Source organism: Qipengyuania profundimaris, from assembly GCF_030717945.1.
In the GTDB taxonomy this organism is placed as follows: domain Bacteria; phylum Pseudomonadota; class Alphaproteobacteria; order Sphingomonadales; family Sphingomonadaceae; genus Qipengyuania; species Qipengyuania profundimaris.
In genome coordinates, this window is the sequence record NZ_JAVAIM010000001.1 from 2,064,251 (window position 1) to 2,086,941 (window position 22,691).

At 64.2% G+C, this 22,691-nt stretch carries 24 protein-coding genes; 13 read left to right on the plus strand and 11 right to left on the minus strand.

The window, feature by feature from the left end; all coding sequences use genetic code 11:
* From rpsA to Q9K02_RS10175, 3 genes are all read left to right on the plus strand, one after another.
* Nucleotides 1-1,704 (plus strand): 30S ribosomal protein S1, encoded by a 1,704-nt coding sequence (gene rpsA, locus Q9K02_RS10165; RefSeq protein ID WP_305932792.1) that lies wholly within the window; start codon nt 1-3, stop codon nt 1,702-1,704.
* A gap of 98 nt (nt 1,705-1,802) precedes the next feature.
* The gene (gene gloB, locus Q9K02_RS10170; protein ID WP_305932793.1) at nt 1,803-2,558 is read left to right on the plus strand and encodes a hydroxyacylglutathione hydrolase; all 756 of its coding nucleotides are present in this window, start codon (nt 1,803-1,805) and stop codon (nt 2,556-2,558) included.
* Nucleotides 2,559-2,562: 4 nt separating this feature from the next.
* A complete protein-coding gene (locus tag Q9K02_RS10175; RefSeq protein WP_305932794.1) occupies nt 2,563-3,537 on the plus strand; it encodes an NADPH:quinone oxidoreductase family protein in 975 nt (324 codons plus the stop codon).
* Nucleotides 3,538-3,601: 64 nt separating this feature from the next.
* Here Q9K02_RS10175 and Q9K02_RS10180 read toward each other — a convergent pair whose 3' ends face one another.
* From Q9K02_RS10180 to Q9K02_RS10220, 9 genes are all read right to left on the minus strand, one after another.
* Entirely contained in the window at nt 3,602-4,168 is a 567-nt protein-coding gene (locus Q9K02_RS10180) for a F0F1 ATP synthase subunit B family protein (RefSeq protein ID WP_278328424.1), read from the minus strand.
* Nucleotides 4,161-4,655 carry a F0F1 ATP synthase subunit B family protein gene (locus Q9K02_RS10185; protein WP_305932795.1) on the minus strand — a complete coding sequence of 165 codons (495 nt, stop codon included), beginning with the start codon at nt 4,653-4,655 and terminating at the stop codon, nt 4,161-4,163. Before Q9K02_RS10185 ends, Q9K02_RS10180 begins: the two co-directional genes overlap by 8 nt.
* Nucleotides 4,656-4,740: 85 nt before the next feature.
* Nucleotides 4,741-4,968, minus strand: a complete 228-nt coding sequence (locus Q9K02_RS10190) for a F0F1 ATP synthase subunit C (protein WP_305932796.1) — start codon at nt 4,966-4,968, stop codon at nt 4,741-4,743.
* Nucleotides 4,969-5,008: 40 nt separating this feature from the next.
* Complete coding sequence (locus tag Q9K02_RS10195; protein WP_278328422.1) at nt 5,009-5,797, minus strand: F0F1 ATP synthase subunit A; 789 nt, start codon at nt 5,795-5,797, stop codon at nt 5,009-5,011.
* 53 nt (nt 5,798-5,850) lie between these two features.
* Entirely contained in the window at nt 5,851-6,171 is a 321-nt protein-coding gene (locus Q9K02_RS10200; RefSeq protein WP_278328421.1) for an AtpZ/AtpI family protein, read from the minus strand.
* Nucleotides 6,172-6,280: 109 nt separating this feature from the next.
* A complete protein-coding gene (locus tag Q9K02_RS10205; protein WP_305932797.1) occupies nt 6,281-6,706 on the minus strand; it encodes a hypothetical protein in 426 nt (141 codons plus the stop codon).
* A gap of 17 nt (nt 6,707-6,723) precedes the next feature.
* Nucleotides 6,724-7,128 carry a YdbL family probable chaperone protein gene (locus tag Q9K02_RS10210; RefSeq protein ID WP_305932798.1) on the minus strand — a complete coding sequence of 135 codons (405 nt, stop codon included), beginning with the start codon at nt 7,126-7,128 and terminating at the stop codon, nt 6,724-6,726.
* A complete protein-coding gene (locus tag Q9K02_RS14530; protein WP_340310117.1) occupies nt 7,128-7,391 on the minus strand; it encodes a YnbE family lipoprotein in 264 nt (87 codons plus the stop codon). Before Q9K02_RS14530 ends, Q9K02_RS10210 begins: the two co-directional genes overlap by 1 nt.
* A complete protein-coding gene (locus tag Q9K02_RS10220) occupies nt 7,388-10,621 on the minus strand; it encodes an intermembrane phospholipid transport protein YdbH family protein (RefSeq protein WP_305932799.1) in 3,234 nt (1,077 codons plus the stop codon). The genes Q9K02_RS14530 and Q9K02_RS10220 overlap by 4 nt, the downstream gene beginning before the upstream one ends.
* 70 nt (nt 10,622-10,691) lie before the next feature.
* Between Q9K02_RS10220 and radC the strand changes: the two genes are divergently transcribed.
* The 9 genes from radC to Q9K02_RS10265 all read left to right on the plus strand — a co-directional run bounded on the left by radC (nt 10,692) and on the right by Q9K02_RS10265 (nt 19,256).
* Nucleotides 10,692-11,390: a RadC family protein gene (radC, locus tag Q9K02_RS10225; RefSeq protein ID WP_305932800.1), complete on the plus strand. Its 699-nt coding sequence runs from the start codon at nt 10,692-10,694 to the stop codon at nt 11,388-11,390.
* A gap of 115 nt (nt 11,391-11,505) precedes the next feature.
* Nucleotides 11,506-12,816, plus strand: a complete 1,311-nt coding sequence (purB, locus tag Q9K02_RS10230) for an adenylosuccinate lyase (RefSeq protein WP_305932801.1) — start codon at nt 11,506-11,508, stop codon at nt 12,814-12,816.
* Between the two features lie 71 nt (nt 12,817-12,887).
* On the plus strand, nt 12,888-13,277 hold the full coding sequence (locus Q9K02_RS10235) for a hypothetical protein (protein WP_305932802.1): 390 nt from the start codon (nt 12,888-12,890) through the stop codon (nt 13,275-13,277).
* Nucleotides 13,274-13,948: an orotidine-5'-phosphate decarboxylase gene (gene pyrF / locus Q9K02_RS10240; RefSeq protein WP_305932803.1), complete on the plus strand. Its 675-nt coding sequence runs from the start codon at nt 13,274-13,276 to the stop codon at nt 13,946-13,948. The genes Q9K02_RS10235 and pyrF overlap by 4 nt, the downstream gene beginning before the upstream one ends.
* 7 nt (nt 13,949-13,955) lie before the next feature.
* Nucleotides 13,956-14,597 (plus strand): phosphoribosylanthranilate isomerase, encoded by a 642-nt coding sequence (locus Q9K02_RS10245; RefSeq protein ID WP_305932804.1) that lies wholly within the window; start codon nt 13,956-13,958, stop codon nt 14,595-14,597.
* Nucleotides 14,594-15,808, plus strand: coding sequence for a tryptophan synthase subunit beta (gene trpB, locus Q9K02_RS10250; RefSeq protein ID WP_305932805.1), 1,215 nt, complete (start codon nt 14,594-14,596; stop codon nt 15,806-15,808). The genes Q9K02_RS10245 and trpB overlap by 4 nt, the downstream gene beginning before the upstream one ends.
* 534 nt (nt 15,809-16,342) lie before the next feature.
* On the plus strand, nt 16,343-17,143 hold the full coding sequence (trpA, locus tag Q9K02_RS10255; RefSeq protein ID WP_305932806.1) for a tryptophan synthase subunit alpha: 801 nt from the start codon (nt 16,343-16,345) through the stop codon (nt 17,141-17,143).
* Nucleotides 17,140-17,988 (plus strand): acetyl-CoA carboxylase, carboxyltransferase subunit beta, encoded by an 849-nt coding sequence (gene accD, locus Q9K02_RS10260; RefSeq protein WP_305932807.1) that lies wholly within the window; start codon nt 17,140-17,142, stop codon nt 17,986-17,988. Before trpA ends, accD begins: the two co-directional genes overlap by 4 nt.
* Before the next feature lie 8 nt (nt 17,989-17,996).
* Nucleotides 17,997-19,256: a bifunctional folylpolyglutamate synthase/dihydrofolate synthase gene (locus Q9K02_RS10265; RefSeq protein ID WP_305932808.1), complete on the plus strand. Its 1,260-nt coding sequence runs from the start codon at nt 17,997-17,999 to the stop codon at nt 19,254-19,256.
* A gap of 6 nt (nt 19,257-19,262) precedes the next feature.
* Here Q9K02_RS10265 and Q9K02_RS10270 read toward each other — a convergent pair whose 3' ends face one another.
* Both Q9K02_RS10270 and Q9K02_RS10275 read right to left on the minus strand, forming a co-directional pair.
* Entirely contained in the window at nt 19,263-19,658 is a 396-nt protein-coding gene (locus Q9K02_RS10270) for a hypothetical protein (RefSeq protein WP_305932809.1), read from the minus strand.
* Between the two features lie 68 nt (nt 19,659-19,726).
* Nucleotides 19,727-21,451, minus strand: coding sequence for an MFS transporter (locus tag Q9K02_RS10275; protein WP_305932810.1), 1,725 nt, complete (start codon nt 21,449-21,451; stop codon nt 19,727-19,729).
* A 71-nt stretch (nt 21,452-21,522) separates the two neighbouring features.
* Here Q9K02_RS10275 and Q9K02_RS10280 point away from each other — a divergent pair, with 71 nt between their 5' ends.
* A complete protein-coding gene (locus tag Q9K02_RS10280) occupies nt 21,523-22,686 on the plus strand; it encodes an aromatic ring-hydroxylating oxygenase subunit alpha (protein WP_305932811.1) in 1,164 nt (387 codons plus the stop codon).
* Nucleotides 22,687-22,691: the final 5 nt, after the last annotated feature.

The window sequence follows — 22,691 nt, forward strand, 5'->3', positions numbered from 1 at the left end:
ATGGCAACTGCAGCCAATCCCACCCGCGCCGATTTCGAAGCGATGCTCAACGAGCAGCTCGGCGGCGCTGACGAAGGCGGTTTCGAAGGCCGTGTCGTCAAGGGCACCGTCACTTCCGTAGAGAACGGTTTCGCCCTCATCGATGTCGGCCTGAAGAGCGAAGGCCGCGTCGACCTCAAGGAATTCATGCGCGGCGAAGGCGACGAAGCGCCCAAGACCGGTGACGAAGTCGAAGTCTATGTCGACCGCGTCGAAAACGCCGACGGCGAAGCCATGCTGTCGCGCGACCGCGCCCGCCGCGAAGCCGCCTGGGACAAGCTGGAAAGCGAGTTCGGCGAAGGCAAGCGTGTCGAAGGCCGCATCTTCGGCCGCGTCAAGGGTGGCTTCACCGTCGACCTCGACGGCGCCGTGGCCTTCCTGCCCGGCAGCCAGGTGGACATCCGCCCCGTGCGCGACGTCACCCCGCTGATGGACATGGCCCAGCCCTTCCAGATACTCAAGATGGACCGCCGTCGCGGTAACATCGTCGTCTCGCGCCGTGCGGTTCTGGAAGAGACCCGCGCCGAACAGCGCAGCGAGCTGATCGACAAGCTGAGCGAGAACGAAGTGATCGACGGCGTGGTGAAGAACATCACCGATTACGGCGCCTTCGTGGACCTCGGCGGTATCGACGGCCTGCTGCATGTCACCGACATGAGCTACAAGCGCGTCAACCACCCCAGCGAAATGATCGAGATCGGCCAGACCGTGACCGTGCAGATCATCCGCATCAACGAAGACACCCAGCGCATCAGCCTCGGCATGAAGCAGCTGGAATCGGATCCGTGGGATGGCGTTTCGGCCAAGTACCCGGTCGGTATGAAGCTGACGGGCACCGTGACCAACATCACCGAATACGGCGCATTCGTCGAAATCGAGCCGGGCATCGAAGGCCTGGTCCACGTCTCGGAAATGAGCTGGACCAAGAAGAACGTCCACCCGGGCAAGATCGTCTCGACCTCGCAGGAAGTCGAAGTCATGGTCCTCGAAGTGGACAGCGAGAAGCGCCGCATTTCGCTCGGCCTCAAGCAGGCCCAGCGCAATCCGTGGGAAGAATTCGCAGACAAGCACCCGGTCGGCTCGAAGGTCGAAGGCGAAGTCAAGAACGCCACCGAATTCGGCCTCTTCATCGGCCTCGACGGCGACGTCGACGGCATGGTCCATATGTCGGACATCGCCTGGGGCATTTCGGGTGAAGACGCCCTCGCCCTGCACCGCAAGGGCGAGCAGGTCGAAGCCGTCGTGCTCGACGTCGACACCGACAAGGAGCGCATCAGCCTCGGCATGAAGCAGCTCGAAAAGGGTGCGCCGACCGAAGCCGGCGCTTCGGGCAGCCTCCGCAGGGGCGAAACCGTCACCGTCACCGTTCTCGAAGTCCGCGATGGCGGCCTCGAGGTGCAGGTCGGCGAAGACGGCGCGACCGGCTTCATCAAGCGCAGCGACCTCGGCCGCGACCGCGACGAGCAGCGTCCCGACCGCTTCCAGGTCGGCAACAAGGTCGACGCTATGGTCACCGGTTTCGACCGCTCGAAGAAGCCCAACTTCTCCATCAAGGCGCGTCAGATCGCCGAAGAGAAGGAAGCGGTTGCCCAGTTCGGTTCGTCGGATTCGGGGGCATCGCTCGGCGACATCCTCGGCGAAGCGCTGAAGAAGAAGGAAGACTAAGCTCTTCCTTCCCATCTCAGGGTAATCAGGAAGGCCCGCTTGCTCATCTGAGCAGGCGGGCCTTTCCTAGTTGGGCCGGGCGTCCTACACTCCCGGCCATGCTGCAAGTTCACCAGTTCCCGTGCCTGTCCGACAATTACGGCTTCCTCCTCCACGATCCCGACAGCGGAGAGACCGCTGCGATCGATACGCCCGATGGCGAGGAGTATCTGAAACAGGCCGAGGCCAAAGGCTGGCGGATTACGCAGATCTGGAACACGCATTGGCATCCGGACCATGCGGGCGGAAACAAGGGCATCGTCGAGGCGACAGGCGCGACGGTTATCGCCCCGCAGGAGGTCGACAAGCTCAGCCCGATCGACCGCGTGGTCGGCAATGGCGACAGCGTCTCGCTGGGCGAATGGACTGCGCGCGTGATCGACGTGTCGGGCCACACGAACGGCCACATCGCCTATCACCTTGCCGATGCCGACATGGCCTTCGTCGGCGACAGCGTGTTCGCGCTGGGATGCGGACGCATGTTCGAAGGCGATGCGGAGCAGTTCTGGAACAGCCTAGACCGGATCAGGCAGCTACCGGAGAACACCCAGCTCTATTGTGCGCACGAATACACCGCAGCGAATGCCAAGTTCGCGCTGCATGCCGATCCCGACAATGCCGAATTGCGGCTCTACGCCGCGCAGGTCGAGGAAAAGCGCGCCAAGGACGAGCCGACCGTGCCGACGGTGCTTTCGCGCGAGCTGGAGACCAACCCTTTCCTGCGCGCCGACGACCGCGCCATGCGCGACCGCTGGGGCGGCAGCAGTCCGGCAGAAACCTTTGCGGCCCTGCGCGCGGCGAAGGACAGTTTCTAAGACGATGCGGGCGCTCGAAGTCAGCGCGCTGTTCGACGACCTGTCCGGCGTCGCGCTGGTGGAGCGGGAGCGGCCCTCACCTCAGCCCGGCGAGGTTCTGGTCCGCGTGCGTGCGGCCTCGCTCAACTATCCCGACCTGCTAATGACGCAGGGCAAGTACCAGTTCAAACCAGAGCTTCCGTTCGTGTCCGGCCTCGAAATGGCAGGCGAGATCGTCGAGGCTGGCCCGGACAGCGGGTTCGCGGTCGGCGACCGGGTGATGGGCGGCGCGAAGACGGGCGCCTTCGCCGACTATGTCGCCCTTCCCGCCAAATCGCTGCGAGCCGTGCCCGAGGGGCTGGATTTCGGCCAAGCTGCGGCGATGGGCGCGGCTTATCACACCGCTTATGTCGCGCTGGTTGAATTGGGCGGTCTGGAGGCCGGACAATCGGTCCTGGTTCACGGTGCGAGCGGTGGAGTGGGCCTTGCGGCCTGCGATCTTGCGAAGGCGCTCGGTGCACGGGTGATTGCTGCAACCCACCGCGAGGACAAGATCGAACCGCTCGAGCGCATTGTGCAGCCCGAGGCTGTGATCCTCAACACCGGCCGGTTCCGCGAACAGGTCGCCAAATTGACCGACGGGCGGCTGTGCGACCTCGTTTACGATCCCGTCGGCGGCGATGTGTTCGACGAGAGCACGCGATGCGTCACCTTCGGCGGCAAGCTGCTTGTGATCGGCTTCGTATCAGGTCGCATTCCCGAAATCGCGGTCAACATTCCGCTGATGAAGGGCTTCTCCGTCGTCGGAGCCCGCGCCGGGGAATACGCGCGACGCTTCCCCGACCGCGCCCAGCGCATTGCCGCGGAGGTCGACCGGCTCGCCAGCGCCGGCGCAATCACCCCGCATATCGACCGGACCCTGCCCTTGGAGGATTGGCGCAAGGCATTCGAGGCCATGCAGCGAGGCGAGATCATCGGGAAAGTCGTGCTCGAACCCTGAGCGGAATCAGAAAGGGCGGCCCCGCGGGACCGCCCTCTCGAAAGTCAGTATTGCGACGGGGCGATCAGATCCCCGCGATCACCTTGTCGGCCAGCGCGCGATCGGCTTCGGCGTCGTGCTTCTCGGCGATCAGCTTGCGGCTCGCCTGCGTGGCGGCAGTCACCGCACGGTTGCGGACGTCCTCGACCGCCTCGCGCTCGGCAGCGGCGATCTTGTCTTCGGCCATGCGCTTGCGGCGCTCGACCATCGCCTTGCTGTCTTCCTCGGCTTTAACGAGCAGAGCATCGGCTTCGTGCTGGGCATTTTCCAGCATGGCCTCTGCATCCTTCTCGGCGCTGGCGATCTTGGCGGCATATTCGTCGCGCAGCGCCTCGGCTTCGGCGCGAAGCTGCTTGGCTTCGTCGAGCTGTTCCTTGATCGCGGCGATCTTGCCGTCGAGGCCGCCCGCGATGGTCTTGTGCACCTTGGCGCCGAACAGGGCGATCAGGATCAGGACCAGCATCGAGATCGAGACCCACTGATAGGGCTCAAGGCCCCACAGCGAGGGTTCGGAATGCTTGGCAGCACCCGCATCGACTTCGACGACCGCTTCGGGCTCGCCCGTGGTCAGCGGCTGGGGAGTGTTAGCCATGGGTCATGGCCTCCTTCACGGCCTTGGCAGCGGTCGGCTTGGTTACCTTCACGCCCGCAAGGGTGGCGACGATGTCCTGCGCCGCTTCGACCGCAACCGATTCCACTTCCGTCAGCGCGGCAGTGCGCGCTTCGGCGATGCGGGTTTCGGCATCGGCCAGCTTCTTGTCGAGCCGGGTCTGCGCAGCTTTCAGCCGACTTTCGGACTTGGCGGCCGCCTCGTCCTTGGCTTTGGCAACGATCGCCTGCGCCGCAGCACGGTTTTCGTTTTCCTTGACCCGCCAGGCTTCTTCCTCGGCGTCGGCCGCGTCGCGCGCGGCCTTGGCAGCAGCCAGGTCGCCCGAGATCTGCGAGTCGCGCTGGGCAACCGTGTCCATCACCTTGGGCACCATGCCCCGGCCGATGACGAAGAAGGTAATGCCGAAGAAGATCAGCAGCCAGAAGACCTGGCTGGACCATGTTTCGGCAAGCTGTGCTATCTGTGGCATGTCAGCTCTCGATTAGCGGGACCGCAAGAAATCATGCGGCCGGTCGGTGCTCTTGCGCCGACCGGCCGGATCGATCCGTTTCGTCTTAGGCGACGAAGATTAGGATCATGGCAACGACGAACGACAGCAGGCCGAGAAGCTCGGCAGCGGCGAAGCCGATGAACAGGCGGCCCTGCTGGCCGTCGGCAGCGCCGGGATTGCGCAGCGCGCTTTCGAGGAACGAACCGAAGACGTTACCCACACCGATGGCGGCCATGCCGGCACCGATTGCAGCGAGACCGGCACCGACCATCTTGGCAGCTTCAAATTCCATGACAAACTCCTTTGGGAAAACAGATAATTGCGTTGAAGACTTAGTGAAGATGCTCTGCATCGTTGATGTAGAGCGAGGTCAGCAGGGCGAAGACATATGCCTGGATGCCTGCGACCAGAATTTCGAGGGCGCTGATGCCGATCATCAGGATGAAGCTCGGCAGGCCGACGAGGGCGCCGAAGCCGAGGCCCGCATTGGTGCCGTCGATCACGAAGCTCGACAGCACTTTCAGCAGCACGTGACCCGCCATCATGGCGACGAACAGACGCAGCGCGAGGCTGAAGGGGCGCACCATGAAGGAAATGAACTCGATCGGCGCGATCACCGGGACCATCGGCAGCGGCGTGCCGTGCGGCACGAACAGGCTGAAGAAATGCAGCCCGTGCTTCCAGAAGCCGACCAACAGGACGATCGAGAAGCTGATGATCGCCAGCACACCGGTGACGGTGAAATGGCTGGTGAAGGTGAACGGATGAATGCCGACGATGCCGAGCGGGAGAAGGCCCAGCAGGTTCGCGACCAGGATGAACATGAACAGGCTGAAGACATAGGGCACGTACTTGCGCCCTTCCTTGCCGATGTTCGCTTCCAGCATGTTGTCGATGAAGCCGGTGAAGGTTTCCACCATCATCTGCCAGCGACCGGGCACCAGCTCGCGCTTCATGCCGCCGAGCACGAAGAGGAACAGCACCACGACGGTGACCAGCATCCACATCGCGCTGTTGGTGAAGGCGATGTTGAAGCCGGCGAGTTCCCAGCCCTGCGTGCCCGCGATCGGTTCGATCGCGAACTGCTTCATCGGATCGACTTTGGCCTGTTCGGCTGCCACGTCTAAGTGTCCTCAAGTCCTATGAACAGCGCCCCGAAATCCCGCTTGCGGGATCATTCATCGGGGCGCTTGTTTGCCGCGCGGATAATGTTCCTGAAGGCCACGATTATCCCGAGGAACAATCCCACCAACAGACCCCAGGGCGATGTGCCGGCAAACCAGTCTACGGTCCACCCGATCACCGCGCCGCCGAGAATACCGCCCAGAAGGTCAGCCAATACCCGGTTGCCGGAGCGATAATTCGCATCCGCACCTGACATTTTCGGCTGGTTACGCTGATTTTCGCGCTGCTGGGCGGCATTGAGCCGCTGTTCCAGCGCGTCGATCCGCGCATCCTCCTCGATGGTCTCTCGTGCAGGCTTGTCGTCGCTCATGCCAGGCTCCTTTGAAGGGGGTTGCGCGGCACGGGCACGGACTTGCCCGCCGAGGGCGCCGCCCCCTTAGAAGGGGGGCATTGGGGAGTCAACATGAAGAGGGTGTTATTCAGTCCCTCTTCTCGCTTCTCCAGACCCAACGCCAATCTTCCCGCCGATGGGTCCATGCGAACCAAGCGATGAAGCCGTACAGCGCGATGAAGGGCAGGTTTAGCAAGTCCTCCCAAGACCAGGGCGTTTTTCCCCAAAGAGGGTCGCCGATATAGGCTTGGGTCAAGGCAACGAGCAAAGCATCTACAAAAAGAAAACCAATAACCGACGACGTTATTGCGATAGCCAACCATCGATCGGCGGATCTCAAGAAGGGGGCTGCCAGATAGAGGCAAAGGCCGAACATCGCATTCCGCGTCGGCGTCGCGCTGTAGTGAGATGCATAGCTAAGCTCAGGATCAAAAAGAAGCGCGCCAAATAGCAGAGCGACATAGAGCCAGCTGAGCCCGTAAGCTAAGATGAAATATCGCGGCGGCCCGACCACCTAGTATACGGCCGCCATCAAGGACAACGCGCGTCCCGCATGGGTGGTGCGCTCGTGCGGGTTTCCCAGCTACCGCTAGGCGCCTGATACTTCTCGCCCGGTGCAGTCGCGAGGATCGCCTGGCAGCCGGCGGTCAGTGCATACTCTTCCAGCGTCGCATTGGTCGCCTTTGCGCGCTCGGCGTAAACCGCGCGGCGCTTGATGTTGATGTCGTTGACGAGGCGCTGGAGTTCCGGCGTGCTCGCACCGACGATGCCGAGGTAGCCGTCCATCTTCTCGCCCACCTGCCCGGCGGAACGCGCTGCGGCATAGGCGGGATCGCGCTGGGCGAAGGCCGGGGTCGCGAAACCGCCGATGGCGGTCGCGATCGCGACGCCTGCCAGCAGGCCCTTGGAAATTCGCTTGGTCATCATGTCACCCATCAGAAAATATCCGCATTCTCTTCGATCGTATTGCCCGCGTCTTCCGCCAGGCGATAAATCACTTCCTGCCGGATGTTGACATTGAGCTCGATCACGATCGGCTCTTCGGGCGCATTCACCGTGATGCATCCGGCCAGACCGAGCGGAACGAGCGCTACCGCCGCCATCCGTGCGAACCTGCGTGCTTTGCAATCCCCCTGCATGGCAAGGCTTGTCGCAGCGCGCGCGCGGTCCGTCAATTTGCCGTTTGTCATAGCGCTCATTCGCTTTCCTGCTGCTGAATGGTGGGTTCATCGGGGACGAGGTCCGCCGGGTCGATATCGGGTTCGGCTTCCTCGCCGGTGATGCTGCGTCGCAAGAGGCGCTCGCCGTCGTCGGAGAGCAGGCCCAGCTCGCGCGGATCGCGCACGGCAGACGGATCGTAGAGCGCCTTCATGCTGGTGAGCAGCTGGTAGAATTGCGCTCGGATATTGATCCGGAACTGCAGCGGCAGCGCGGCGAGGCGCTTGGTGATGAAATTGGAGGAGGCACCCTCGCCCTGGCTCACGCCATCGAAGCGCACCCGCGTGACGATTTCGCCCGTCAGCGGCCCTTCCATCACCACGCGCATCTGGCGATAATCGAGGCTTTTCAACGCATCGAAGGCGAAGTTGGCGATCGGCGATAGGTCTTCGTAGGTCAGCTCGCCGACATAGGAGATATTGCCGCCGGGCTCGCGGGAGATGAGCACGCCTGTATCGATCCGCCCATTGCCGTTGGCGTCGAAGACGATGGGAACGGTGCCGTCGAACTTGCCCGTCGCGGAGAGGTTTTCCAGCTCCATCTGCGCCACGAATTGCGCGGCTTCGAGGCCGACGATCTCGAAGATGTAGCGCCGCTCCTCGCTTGCCCCGATGTTGAAGTCGACATCGCGCAAGTAGAGCTGGCCGCCCATGAAGGGCCAGCTGCCCCCTGCCACCGCCAGCACCTCGCCATTACGCAGTTCGAATTCGACCTCGCCGTCGAGCACTTCGATGCCAGGATTGACCGCCGCGACGCGCAGCCGTTGGTTGGGCGCGGTGGTCAGGCCGAGGAGATCGGTGAACCGGATCGTCCCGCTGGCGCCGGTCACCGGCCCGAAGGCGGCTGCGAAATCGAGGTCCTCGGTGGAGAAGCTGCCGGTGCTAGTAACGTCGCCATCGGGGGACCAGTCGATCCGGCCCGCGCCAGTTACGATACCATCGGCATTGGCTACGACGCCCAGGGCGAGCCGTGATAGCTCGTCCGGCTGCAATTGCCCGTCGAACAGGACGCCCGGAATATCGAGGTCGGCATAGCCCGCTCCGGTCGACAGATCGTGGCGAATATCGACTTCGGTCACCACCCGGTCGCTTCCCGGATGACGCAGCACGGCATTCGCGTCGATCACATTGTCGACGAGCGTCAGGCGAGCGTCGCGGGCGTCGAGCGGCTCGAAACGGGCATCGGCCTGCCGGTCGAACAGACGGAAGACGCCGTCCGAGATAGCAAGCGCGCCATTGGCAAAGGACCAATTGCCGCTGGTATTCCTGATATCGAGCGGAACGGAGGCCAGCGTGACTTCGGCGTCGTCGAAGGTCCCGGCGATATCCCTGCCGAAGCGCGCGGTGAGATCGCTGATGCGGAAGCGGCTCGCCGTGTCCGCCGGGCCGAGCGATATGTCGAGTGCGCTTGCCGTCATGACGCCGGGATAGGCCAGCCCGACCGGCCCGCTGGCGATGCGGATCGGGGTTTCGCCGAGGAAGCCTTCGAGGTCGAGAGCGCTCGTGCCCGCCGCGACCCGCAATCCTCCGGGGCCGCTCGACACGATGGATCGGCCGCTCGCCGGGCAGATGGTCAGTCCCTTCCGCTCGAAGCGGAGGTCGGCGAGTTCGAGCCGGTCGAAAGCGATCGGCGTGCAGCTGCTCCACAGCGCCAGCGATCCGCCGGATTGCCAGCGCCCGTCGACGGGGATGCGCAGGTTCTCGGTCGCTCCGCCCGGGAGCGGGCCAGACGCCTCGACTCGTCCGGCGAAGCGGACGACGCCATCGGGGGCCTGGAACACGTTCAGCTGCGGGATTGCCAAAGCCGAGTTCCCGGCCGCGTAACGCTGCATGGACAGGCGGAAGACCGAAGCGCCTCGCGCCGATTGCTCCATCCGTCCGTTGATCCGCGGCATGCCTGTGCCGCCGGTCGCGATGTTGCCTGACAAACGCGGAGCGCCATCGCCCTCGACGCCGTATTCGAAGCGCGAAAGCGAGACGACGCGCTCGCCGCTACCGCTCGAAAGCTGCGCGGATGGCAGGATCAGTGCGAGATTCTCACCGTTGCGGCGGAAGCGGAAATCGGCTTCCAGCGCGCTGCCCCTGGCCTTTGTCTGAAGCGCTCCCGCGATCTGGCGGACGATCGGCTCCAAAAGTGTCCCGCCACCCACCTCGGCCAGCGACTGGAAGGACGACAGCATCTGCGCGCCCGGGCGCAGGCCATTGCCTTCGAGACGACCCTCGAGCTGAACACGCTCGAAATCGGAGCGCAGGCGTCCTTGCCCCTCGAGCGACAGGATCGCCGCGAGCGCCTGCGGGCTTTCGACCCCGCGGCCGACCAGCGCATAGCGGACCGCCACTGTCTCCCCCGGGACGCTGGCGCGCACCGTCCCCGTGACACCATCCGCAGTATAGTCGGCGAGGCGCGTCGCTCCGCCTTCGATACGTGCTGCCAGTTTCGCGCCGGAAAGTTCTCCGTCCAGCGAGGCATCGAGTTCGAAGTCGTAATCCGCGAGGGCCAACCCGTTATCCTCGCATGCCAGCCGACCGAAGCGCACCGGCCCACTGAAGCGTGGCTGGCCGCCGTCGGTCGTCACATCGCCAAAGGCCGTGGCACCGGTCGCGGCGCAGCTGCCGAATGCAAGTTCGGGCGCACTCGCGGCAATGATTCCGTCAAACCCATCGTCCAGCTCACCAGCCCCTTCGACCTTGAGGCCGACAAGGCCGTAATCGGTTTCCAGCCGCCCTCGCCCGTCCTCGACAGTCACATTCAGGGCCGGCAGTCCGGGCGGCTCGTCGCTTTCGCGAAAGATCGCCGGGTCGAGCGCACCGAAACTCAGCTCGCCATCGCGATAAGTTCCGAACAGACGCGGGCGAACGAGCCTGACCGAAGCGATCTCCGGCAGGCCGAGGCGGTGGCGCAGGCGAACCACGACCCGCTCGACAGTCAAATCCGGCGCGTCCGGATCGCCGACCACGAGGTTTGAAATTATCTGCGTGCGCCCGCCGACCCGCTCGATTTCATAGGTCGCTTCGAGCCCGTTGGCCGCCAGCTGGTCGGCGACGAAATCCTCGGCGATGCTGTAGCGGCTGAACCACGCGACCAGCAGCGCGGCGACGGCGAGCAGCGCCAGCGTCGCAGGCACCATCCAGCGTTTCTTGCGCCAGCGCGGACGCGATCGGGCAGGCTGCGCCCCTTCCTCGCCCGAGTCATCGATGCCAGCGCTTGCCATTGCGGCACACTTGCGCGCAAGCCGCGCCAAAGGCAATGCAAGTAATTGAATCGAAGTGACGGGGTTACGCTTGCCGGAGAATAGTAAATCAGCGGCGAGCCACGCCGGGTCCGGCCATCGTAAGCGGCTGCGCCAGCGGATGCTGACCGGCGGTGCCGAAGCCCTCGCCGATTACGAGCTGCTTGAGTATCTCCTCTTCGCTGCCTTCCGCCAGGGCGATACCAAGCCGCTCGCCAAGCGCCTGATCGCGCATTTCGGCTCGTTCTCCGCCGTTCTCAACGCCGAGCTGGGCGCGCTGAAGCAGGTCAAGGGTATGGGCGAAACCAGCGCGGCGGCGCTCCACTCGGTCGCTCTGGCCGCCCGCCGCATGACGCGCGGCGAAGTCGAGAACAAGCCAGTGCTGGGCAGCTGGCAGGCGCTGCTCGACTATCTCGCGGTGGACATGGCGCATCTCACGGTGGAGCGCGTGCGCGTGCTTTATCTCAACACGCAGAACCGCCTTATCCTCGACCATCACGTGGGCGACGGCTCGATCGACGAGGCCGCGATCCATCCGCGCGAGGTTATCCGCAAGGCCTTCGACATCGGCGCAACCGCGCTGATCCTGGTGCACAACCACCCGAGCGGGAATCCGGAACCGAGCCGCGCCGACATCCAGATCACCCAGCGGATCGCCGAAGCGGGCCGCTTGCTCGGCGTAACGGTGCACGACCACGTGATCGTCGGGCGCAGCGGCCATGTCTCGCTGCGCGCCAAAGGGCTGATCTGACCCAGTAAGAGCTCGTTCGCCACTACGTATCGCTTCGCACCCTTGCGCAATACTACCTCCGCGCCTAGCGGCTGCGGCGTATTCTCCCGCCATTCCAAACCGGAGCCTTACCGCCATGGTCCCCCGTTACGCCCGCCCCGACATGACCGCCCTGTGGGAGCCGGAGGCGAAATATCGCATCTGGTTCGAGATCGAGGCGCATGCGACGGAAAAGCTGGGCGAGTTGGGCGTCGTCCCGAAGAGCGCGGCGAAGGCGCTGTGGGACTGGTGGGCGACCGATCCGAAGATCGATGTCGAAGCGATCGATGCGATCGAGGCCGTGACCAAGCACGACGTGATCGCCTTCCTCACATGGGTGGCCGAAAACGTCGGCGAGGAAGCGCGCTTCATGCACCAGGGCATGACCAGCAGCGACGTGCTCGACACCACGCTGGCGGTGCAGCTGGCGCGCGCCACCGACATCCTGCTCGCCGATCTCGACGACCTGCTGGCCGCCATCAAGCGCCGTGCGGAAGAGCACAAGTTCACGCCGACCATCGGGCGCAGCCATGGCATCCATGCAGAGCCCGTGACCTTCGGCCTGAAGCTGGCGCAAGCCTATGCCGAGTTCGATCGCTGCAAGACCCGCCTGCTCGCCGCCCGCGAGGAAATCGCGACCTGCGCCATTTCGGGCGCGGTCGGCACTTTCGCCAACATCGATCCCAGCGTCGAGGAGTATGTCGCCGAAAAGCTGGGCCTGAAGCCGGAGCCTGTCTCCACCCAGGTCATCCCGCGCGATCGCCATGCGATGTATTTCTCCACCCTCGCCGTCATCGCCGGGAGCATCGAGCGGCTGGCCGTCGAAGTGCGCCACCTGCAGCGCACCGAAGTGCTCGAGGCCGAGGAGTTCTTCTCGAAGGGCCAGAAGGGTTCGAGCGCGATGCCGCACAAGCGCAACCCGATCCTGACGGAGAACCTCACCGGCCAGGCGCGCATGATCCGCGCCTACGCCCTGCCCGCGCTGGAAAACGTGGCGCTGTGGCACGAGCGCGACATTTCGCACTCGTCGGTGGAGCGCTTTATCGGCCCGGACGCGACGATCACGCTCGACTTCGCGCTCGCCCGCCTGACCGGCGTGGTCGACAAGCTGCTCGTCTATCCCGAGCGAATGCAGGCGAATATGGACCGCATGGGCGGCCTCATCCATTCGCAGCGCGTCCTGCTCGCGCTCACGCAAAACGGCGTGAGCCGCGAGGACGCCTATCGCCTCGTCCAGCGCAATGCGATGAAAGTGTGGGAATCGGACGGCCGCCTGATGCTGCTCGACCTGCTGAAGCAGGACAAGGAAGTGACCGCCGCCCTGTCCGAGGAGGAACTCGAGGGCCGCTTCGATCTCGACTACCACTTCAAGCACGTCGACACGATCTTCGCGCGGGTGTTCGGCTGACCCTGTCACTGGACGGGCGCGCTCTCGCAGCCTAGCACTATAGCAAAGGATATATCGGGAGCCGAACCACAATGCAGATCGTCCGCACCATCGTCTGGGTCCTGCTGCTCTTCGCCTTGCTCGCCTTCAGCTTCTTCAACTGGAAGCCGGTGGAGGTGCAGATCTGGTCGAACATCGTGCTGGAAACGAAGCTGCCGGCGCTGGTGATCGTCGCCTTCCTGCTCGGCCTCATTCCGATGTGGTTGATCCACCGGACCGCGAAATGGCGCATGACGCGCCGCGTCAACGCTCTGGAAGCGGCGACCACGCGCATGGCCGCGCCGAAGAGCGATGCTCCCGCCGCGACACCCGCCACCGGTCACGCCCCCGCTCCCGCCACGAGTCCCGCCGCATCACCGCGTAGTGACTTGCCGCCCGAACCTGCCAATCCCGTCGATCCGGAACCCAAGAGCCCGCGATGAGCAATCCCGTCTATCTCGCCCTCGACGTTCCGCGCCTGCGCGAAGGGATCGACCTCGCGAAGTCCGTCAAGGGCCATGTCGGCGGGATCAAGCTGGGGCTGGAATTCTTCTGCGCACACGGAGCACACGGGGTGCACATGATCGGCCAGCTCGGCCTGCCGATCTTCCTCGACCTCAAGCTCTACGACATTCCCAACACCGTCGCCGCCGCAATGCAGGCGATCCACGTGCTGGAACCCTCCATCGTCACCGTCCACGCGAGCGGCGGGCGGGCCATGCTGGAGGATGCGAAGGCCGCTGCGGGCGAGCATACCAAGGTGGTCGGCGTGACCATGCTCACCAGCATGGACGACCGCGATCTCGAACGCACCGGCATCCAAGGCAGCGCGCACGATCACGTAATGCGGCTGGCGGAACTGGCGCATGACTCCGGGCTCGACGGGATCGTCTGCTCGGGGCAGGAAGTGAAGGCGGTGCATGACCGTTGGAAGGACGGCTTCTTCGTCGTCCCCGGCCTGCGTCCCGCCGGTAGCGCTGCGGGCGACCAGAAGCGCGTCGTCACACCCCGGCAAGCGCGCGACGACGGCGCCAGCGTGCTCGTGATCGGCCGCCCGATCAGCCGCGCGGACGATCCCGCGCAGGCCGCGCGCGACATCGAAGCGACGCTCTAGCCCAGCCATGCGGACAGCGATCAAGATTTGCGGGATATCGACGCCCGAGGCGCTGGACGCGGCGGTGGCGGCTGAGGCGGACTTCGCCGGCCTCGTATTCTTTCCGCCGTCGCCGCGCCATGTCGATACCTATGCCGCCGCCGCGCTGGCGGCGCGCGGCGGCGGCAAAATCGGGAGGGTCGGGCTGTTCGTCGATGCCGATGACGGTTTGCTGCGAGATGCGATCGGCGCGGGTCGGCTCGATGCGGTGCAATTGCATGGCGAAGAAACACCAGAACGCGTGGCGCAGGTGAAAGAGCGCTTCGGGCTGCCGGTATGGAAGGCCCTACCGATCGCGACGGAGACTGACGTCCAGAAGGCCGAAGCTTATCGCGGCGTCGCCGATCTGCTGCTGTTCGATGCGAAGACGCCGAAAGACGCCGCCCTGCCCGGCGGCATGGGCCTGCGGTTCGACTGGTCCCTCCTCTCCGGCTGGCGCGGCAAGACCGGCTGGGGTCTGGCGGGCGGCCTGTCCCCTGCCAATGTCGCACAGGCGATCGCCGAAACGGGCGCGCCGCTGGTCGATACCTCGAGCGGCGTCGAATGCGCGCCGGGCGTCAAGGACGTGGACAAGATCGCGGCATTTTGCGAAGCGGCTCGCCAGATATGACAGACCAGCCAAACTCTTTCCGCAACCAACCCGACGATCGCGGCCACTTCGGCAATTACGGCGGCCGCTATGTCGCCGAAACGCTGATGCCGCTCGTGCTCGACCTCGAGCGTGAATATCGCGCAGCCCAAGCCGATCCCGCATTCCAAGCTGAATTTGACGACCTTCTCGAACATTACGTCGGCCGCCCCTCCCCGCTCTATTTCGCGGAACGGCTGACCGAGGCGCTTGGCGGCGCGCAGGTCTGGTTCAAGCGCGACGAGCTCAATCACACCGGCGCGCACAAGATCAATAATTGCATCGGGCAGATCCTGCTCGCGATCCGCATGGGCAAGACGCGCATCATCGCGGAAACCGGCGCGGGCCAGCACGGCGTCGCCACCGCCACCGTCTGCGCGCGTTTCGGCCTTCCCTGCGTCATCTACATGGGCGCGGAGGACGTGCGGCGCCAGTCGCCCAACGTCTTCCGCATGAAGCTGCTCGGCGCCGAGGTTGTGCCGGTCACCAGCGGTCGCGGTACGCTGAAGGACGCGATGAACGAAGGGCTGCGCGACTGGGTCGCGAACGTCCACGACACCTTCTACATCATCGGTACTGCCGCCGGCCCGCATCCCTATCCGGAGCTCGTCCGCGACTTCCAGAGCGTGATCGGCAAGGAAGCGCGCCAGCAGATGCAGGAGCGCATCGGCCGCCTGCCCGATTTGCTGGTCGCAGCCATCGGCGGCGGCTCCAACGCACTCGGCCTGTTCCACCCCTTCCTCGACGATCCGGACGTCAAGATGCTAGGAGTCGAGGCGGCAGGACATGGCTTGGATGGCGACGAACACGCGGCAAGCCTGCTCGGCGGTTTCCCCGGCGTGCTTCACGGCAACAAGACCTATTTGCTGCAGGACGAGGACGGCCAGATCACCGAAGGCCACTCGATCAGCGCCGGCCTCGACTATCCCGGCATCGGCCCCGAACACGCCTGGCTGAAAGACACGGGCCGCGTCGAATACACCGCCATCACCGACGAGGAGGCGCTGGAGGCCTTCCAACTCCTCTGCCGCACCGAGGGGATCATTCCCGCGCTGGAGCCGAGCCATGCTATTGCTGCGGTGGCCAAGCGCGCAAAGGACATGCCGAAAGACAGCGTGATCCTCGCGAACCTGTGCGGACGCGGGGATAAAGACATCTTCACCGTGGCTGAGCGGTTGGGAGTCCAAATTTGAGCGTTCGCTCATTTCGAATAATGCTGTCGGTGCTCGCAATTCTCATCGCTGCATTCGGCACTGCCTACTTAATCGCGTTAGTGTTCGACATCGATTGGCTGAAAGGGGTCCTGACCCCGCGTTTGGGGCGAAGGCTTCTTCCATTCCCGTGGAACTTAATTGCCGTCGCCTCTCTCGTCGCCATCGGGTTCCTTCTTCGGCGGATGAAAAAAGGTGCTCGCTAGATTTTCTGAATACTTTGCCATGTCACACTATCCTCCTCGTTATCTCCGACTTGACCCCGGGGTCCCGCTTCTACCCGCGCCGCCATTAAGAAACCGGACCTCGACTCGGAGGCCGGGGTGACGGAAGATTGAAAAACTGTCCTACACCCTGATATCCGTGCCATGAGACGAGCATGAAGCGCCGCTTTTCTCTCCTCCGCCGAACCGAAATCACCCCGCTCGCCCACCTCCCGCTTTTTCCCCCTTGGACAGTGTAACATGCGGTCCATGTCTCAGACTTCCGCCGAGTTAGATGAACGAACCTGACCCTATGACCACGCCGAATCGCCTCTCCGCCGCCTTCGCCAAAACGCACCCCGCGCTCGTCTGCTTCCTCACCGCAGGCGATGGCGACACGTCGGCCAATCTCGACGCGCTGGTAGAGGGCGGCGCGGATGTGATCGAGCTGGGGATGCCCTTTACCGATCCCATGGCCGATGGCCCTGCGATCCAGAAGGCCAACATTCGCTCGCTCGGCGCAGGGACGACCACCGCCGATGTGCTGCGCATCGCGACCGAGTTTCGCGGACGGCATCCCGACGTCCCGCTGGTGCTGATGGGCTATGCCAATCCCATGATCCGGCGCGGGCCGGAGTGGTTCGCCTCCGCCGCGAGTGATGCCGGTGTCGATGGCGTCATCTGCGTCGATATCCCGCCCGAAGAAGATGACGCGCTCGGCCCGGAGCTGCGCGAGGCAGGCATCGCCCCGATCCGCCTCGCAACGCCGACCACGGATGACAAGCGCCTGCCCGCCGTGGTGGAAGGGAGCGAGGGCTTCCTCTATTACGTCGCGGTCGCAGGCATCACCGGCATGCAGCAGGCCGCGATCGAGTCGATCGAGGCCAATGTCACCCGCATCAAGCGATCGACCGACATTCCCGTCGCAGTCGGCTTCGGCGTGCGCACGCCCGAACAGGCAGGCGAGATCGCGCGCGTGGCCGATGGCGTTGTGGTCGGCTCGGCGCTGGTCGAGCTGGTTGCCGAGCACGGCGCGGATGCCCCGGCCAGGCTGCGCGAGCTCACCGCAGGGCTTGCCAAGGCCGTCCATTCGGCGGCAAGGGCTTCCGCATGAACTGGTTCACCCGCGTCCGCAATTCGATCACCTCGCTCTCCAAGCGCACCACCGACAAGGATCTGTGGGTCAAGTGCCCCAGCTGCCAGCAGATGGTCTTCGCGCAGGAATACGAAGAAAACGCCTATGTCTGCCCGCGCTGCGACCATCACGGCCGGATCGGCGCGGACGAACGCCTGCGGCAGCTGCTGGACGAGGGCTATGAGGTCCTTCCCGTCCCCGAGGTAAAGGAGGACCCGCTCAAGTTCCGCGACTCGATGAAGTATACCGACCGCCTGAAGAAGGCGCGCGCCAAGAGCCCGCACAAGGACGCCTTCATCGTCGGCTCCGGCGCGATCGAGGGCAAGCCTGCCGTCGTCGGCGTGCAGGATTTCGGCTTCATGGGCGGATCGATGGGCATGGCCGTGGGCACTGCGTTCTGCCAGGGGGCCGAGCGTGCGCTGACCCGCCGTGCGCCCTATATCGTGGTCACCGCCGCGGGCGGCGCGCGCATGCAGGAAGGCATTCTCAGCTTGATGCAGATGCCCAAGGCGACCGTGATGACGCGCCGCCTGAAAGAGGCGGGACTGCCCTATATCGTGCTGCTGACCGACCCGACCACCGGCGGCGTGACCGCCAGCTATGCCATGCTGGGCGACGTCCATATCGCAGAGCCCGGGGCCCTCATCGGCTTCGCGGGCCAGCGCGTGATCCAGGACACGATCCGCGAGCAGCTGCCCGACGGCTTCCAGCGCGCCGAGTACCTCCACAAGCACGGCATGGTCGACATGGTCGTGCATCGCCACGACCTGAAGGACACGCTGGCGACGCTGCTCGACTATCTGGCGCCTGCCGAGGCTGCCTGAGCTCCGTCATGCGGGACTTCGCCCGCTCCGACAGTCCCGATGTCCAGCGCCAGCTCGACCGGCTGGGTGCGCTTTCCGTGCCGCAGGGCCGGCTCGGCCTCGACACTATTCGTTCGTTGCTGGCGCGGCTCGGCGATCCGCACAAGCGCCTGCCGCCGACCTTCCATGTCGCCGGGACCAACGGCAAGGGATCGACCTGCGCCTTCCTGCGCGCAATGCTGGAGGCGGAAGGCTACCGCGTCCACGTCACCACCAGCCCGCATCTCGTGCGCTACAACGAGCGCATTCGGCTCGCGGGCGAGCTGATCTCCGACGAGCGGCTGGCCGCAGTGCTTGAAGAGGTCCTCGATGCCAGTGCCGATCTCGCACCGAGTTTCTTCGAAGTCACCATCGCCGCCGCCTTCACCGAGTTCGCCCGCGTGCCCGCCGACGCTTGCGTGGTCGAGGTCGGCCTCGGCGGCCGGTTCGACGCGACCAATGTGCTCGAGCCCGACGTACTGGCCGCCTGCGGCATCACCGCGCTGGGGATCGACCACGAACGCTTCCTGCTCGCGCCAGATACTGGCGTCCCGGAGGACCCCATCGCGCGCATCGCCTTCGAGAAGGCCGGAATTGCCAAGCGGGGCGTGCCGCTGGTGACGTTGTGCGAGACCTATCCCGAAATCGCTCGCTACGCGATTGCAGCTGTGGCCGTGAAGAACGGAGCAATCAGCCGGGAGATCGATCCATCGGTGGTCGAGCGCCTCTCCCGCAAGGACCTCGGCTTGCCGGGTGCCCACCAGCATTGGAATGCCGCGCTTGCCGTCGCTATGCTCGCCTCGCAAGACAGGTTGACGGTTTCCGACGCAGCCATCGAACGCGGCCTCGCCCGCACCGAATGGCCTGCGCGCCTTCACCGGCTGTCGAAGGGTGCGCTAGTCGGCAATCGCGAAGTCTGGCTCGACGGTGGCCATAATCGATCCGCCGGTGAGATGCTGGCCGAACACTTTCGCGGCCAACGCATCCACCTCATCCTCGGCATGTTGGAGGCGAAGGATCCGCAGGCGCTGATCGATCCACTGGCAGGCTCGATCGCGAGCCTTACGGCGGTCCCTGTGCCCGGGCACGATCACCACGGACCCGATGCGTTCGGCCAGGCTGACCGAGCTGCAACCGATTTGCCGGAAGCCATGGCTGCATTGCCAATGGACGCATTGCCAGTGCTCATCGCTGGCTCGCTATATCTCGCAGGAGAAGTGCTCAGGCTGAATGGCGAGCTACCAGACTAACCGCACTCAGGTGCTCGGGAACACGCCATTCGACCAGAGCTTCGCCACATTGCGTAGCTCGTCGAAATCGCGGCGCACCATGATGGGGGCCTGCTTTTTCGTTTCCTTAATCACCCCCGGGCGCAAAGGCTGCTCGAAGGCGAGGCCCATACGCGGCCCGTCTTTCCAGGTCACCGTTCCGAAGGCGTCGAACTGCAACCATTTGAGGAAGCAGTCCGATATGTCGCTCGCGGCCCGCTCATCGTGCTCCAACAGCAGGATGTGCGCCCCGCCCTGCGACAAATCGACGATCTCCACCCGCTTGCGGCCTTCGAGCGTTTCGAGATAGCCGAGTACACCGAGAGGCAGGCGCAAGAAGTCGCGCTCTTTCGGTTGTGTAGTTTCTTTATGCTGCGTCCCCATTGCCGACAGGGCTACAATGAAAAAGGTTATCACAAATTTAAAAGGCCCGGATTTTATAGCTTTACAAGCTACTCTGCTGGCACGGTTTCTCCAGTCTCCGGTGCAACGATGCCCGCAGCCGCTTTCGAGCGGCTTTCGCGCCACCACTCGATGCACACGAGGACTGCTGCCCCAAGACCGATCCAGGTGGTCAGGATGAAAACGTCGTAATAGCCCTGGTTCTCGATCATTTCGCCCAGCGCACCGCGGCCGAGCGTGCCGACCAACAGGGTAAGCGATGACAGTAGGGCGTATTGCACCGCGCTGAACTTCTTCGATACGATCGAGGACAGCCAGGCGATATAGGCCGCCCCCGCAATCCCGATAGCTAGGTTCTCGAACGCGATGGTGATGGTCAGTCTGGCAAGTTCGGCATCGCCGATGCCGGGCACCTGTTCGATCAGATAGGTGAAGCCAACGGCATCGCTGAACGCCTGCATATTCGCGCCCCCGATGGCCATGTCGGCGTAAAGCAGGTTGGTCAACGCCGCGAGAATGCCGCCGATCAGCAGCGTCGCCATGCGGCCGATGGTCGTCAGCATGAGCCCGCCCAGCGCTAGGCCTGCGATAATTGCGCCCACGCCGAAGAATTTCGAGGCGAAGGCCACATCGTCGTTCGTATATTCGAGCTCGCCGAGGTAGAAGGGGTAGGCGAAGGTCCCCCAGATGGCATCGCAGATGCGATAGGTCAGAACGACCGCGAGGATCAGCACCAGCGACCAGCCCATCCGGCCGACGAATTCGACCAGCGGCAGCACGAGCGCGCGATAGAGGTGATCGAGCGCATAAGAGCCCCCGCTCACCGGCGGCGCGTCCTCGCGCAGCAGGTGCTTGCCCTGCTTCTTCTGTGAAGCGAGCCAGCCAGCGATCAGCGCGGGCAGGATGATCGTAGCCACGATGATCCACGGACCGACGTTGACCGTAAATTCCGTCGGGTTCGGCCGATCCTCCGGCGCATAGGTCATGGACATGACCATGAAGGCGAGCACGATGCCGATCGCACCTGCCCACAGCAAGCCGACCAGTGCGAGCGCGCGATTGCGGATGTGCGGATTCAATTCGCCAGCCATTCGCAATGCGCGGACCTGTTCGTCGCCCTGATTCTCTTCGGCGACACCGGAGGCATTGGGCGCCCACAGGCCGACAAAGCCCACGAACAGCAAAATACCCCCCATCATCATATAGGTCTGGGGCCAGCCAATACGGGCTGCGATGATCAGCCCGAGCGCCCCCCCGACGAGCGAAGAGAGTCGGTAGCCCATCTGATAAACGGTCGAGAGGATGTCGATGGTGGCACGTTCGTCCGCCACATCGATACGCCAGGCATTGATCGCGATGTCCTGCGTCGCGCTGGCGAAGGCGCCGATCCCCGCGAGCAGTGAAAACCAGCCGAGTTGCGTGCGTGGCTCCAGAAGGCTCATAGTGATGAGAATCGCACCCAGGAGCAGTTGCATCGGCACGATCCATTGCTTCCGCCTGCCGAGCTTGCGCAGCATGGGGATATTGACCTTGTCGATGAGCGGAGACCACAGGAACTGGAATGCATAGGCGAGGCCGATCAGCGAGAAGATGCCCATCGTTTCCAGATCGACTTCCGCTTCCGTCAACCAAGCGAACAGCGTGCCAAGAAACAGCGCAAAAGGCAGGCCGCTGGCAAAGCCGAACAGCAGCATGAAGCCGGTCTTGCGATCCCCCAGAGCCATGCCGAGCGCCCGCCATGCGGAAATCTTCTTGGTCTCGGCGGCTTCGGCCATACGCAGGCATCCTTTGCAAATATCGTGATTTCTTGCGACACTAGCCGCTGGAGAGAGAAAGGAACAGCACAGTGGACGTTCCGACAAAGACGCTGCCTGAACGCCGTCCCACAGACGGGATGCTGGCGCTAGCCAAAGACATTGCCGAAGACCGCAAACGCGATGCTGCCGAGCCTAGCACCGTGCCTGCCTCCGTCTATACCGATCCCGAGTACTGGGCGCGCGAGAAGGCCGCGATCTACGACCGGATGCCGCAGATCCTGTGCCCTTCGGCGCTGCTGCCCGATCCGGGCATGGCGGTGCCACATGACGCAACGGGGCGCCCGTTGCTGATCACCCGCGATGCCGAAGGCGACGCCCATGTCTTCCTCAACGTCTGCCGTCATCGCGGCACGCGGCTGGTCGAAGGCGCGGAAGTGCAGTGCACGAAGAAGCTCGTCTGCCCCTATCATGCATGGACTTATGCCGTGGATGGTCGGCTTCTCGCCCTGCCCCGTCCCGATACCTTCCCCGGCCTCGAAAAGGGCGAGTACGGACTCGTCGAGCTACCCTCGCGCGAGACCGGTGGGCTGATCTGGTTCTGTCCACAGGGGGAGACGGCCGACTTCGGATTAGCGAATACGCTCGGCGAGGATTTCGATGCGCTCGGCATGGGCGACCACGTGCTCTTCCGCCGCAAGACTCACGAGGTCGCCGGAAACTGGAAGCTCATCATGGATGCCTTCCTCGAAAGCTATCACGTCACCCGCCTACATGCGAAAACCATCGGCCCGTTCTTCAAGGACGGCGCGACCAGCGGCGACATGATAGGACCGCATTCGCGCAGCGCGGTCGGGCGGCTGGAAGAGATGGAGGGCATCGACCTTGCCGACATGGCCGCGCTGCGCCGTGTCGTCACCTTCGCCTACCAGCTGCTTCCGGGCGCGCTGATCATTCCCAGCCCCGATTACATCAACGTGATGGTGATGATGCCGCAGGCGCACGACCGTACGCTGGTGGAAGATTTCATGCTCATCCCCGAGCATCCGGCCACCGACAAGGCCCGCGATCACTGGGAGCGCAGCTGGGCGCTGCTCGATGGCGGCGTCTTCGCGAGCGAAGATTTTCGTGCCGCGGAACTCGGCCAGCAGGGCCTTTCGACGGGAGCGGTCCCGCATCTCACCCTGGGGACGATGGAGGGCGGCATCAGACGTTATCACGAGACGGTCGAGGAAGCCTTGCGCGCTGTGAACTGAGCGCC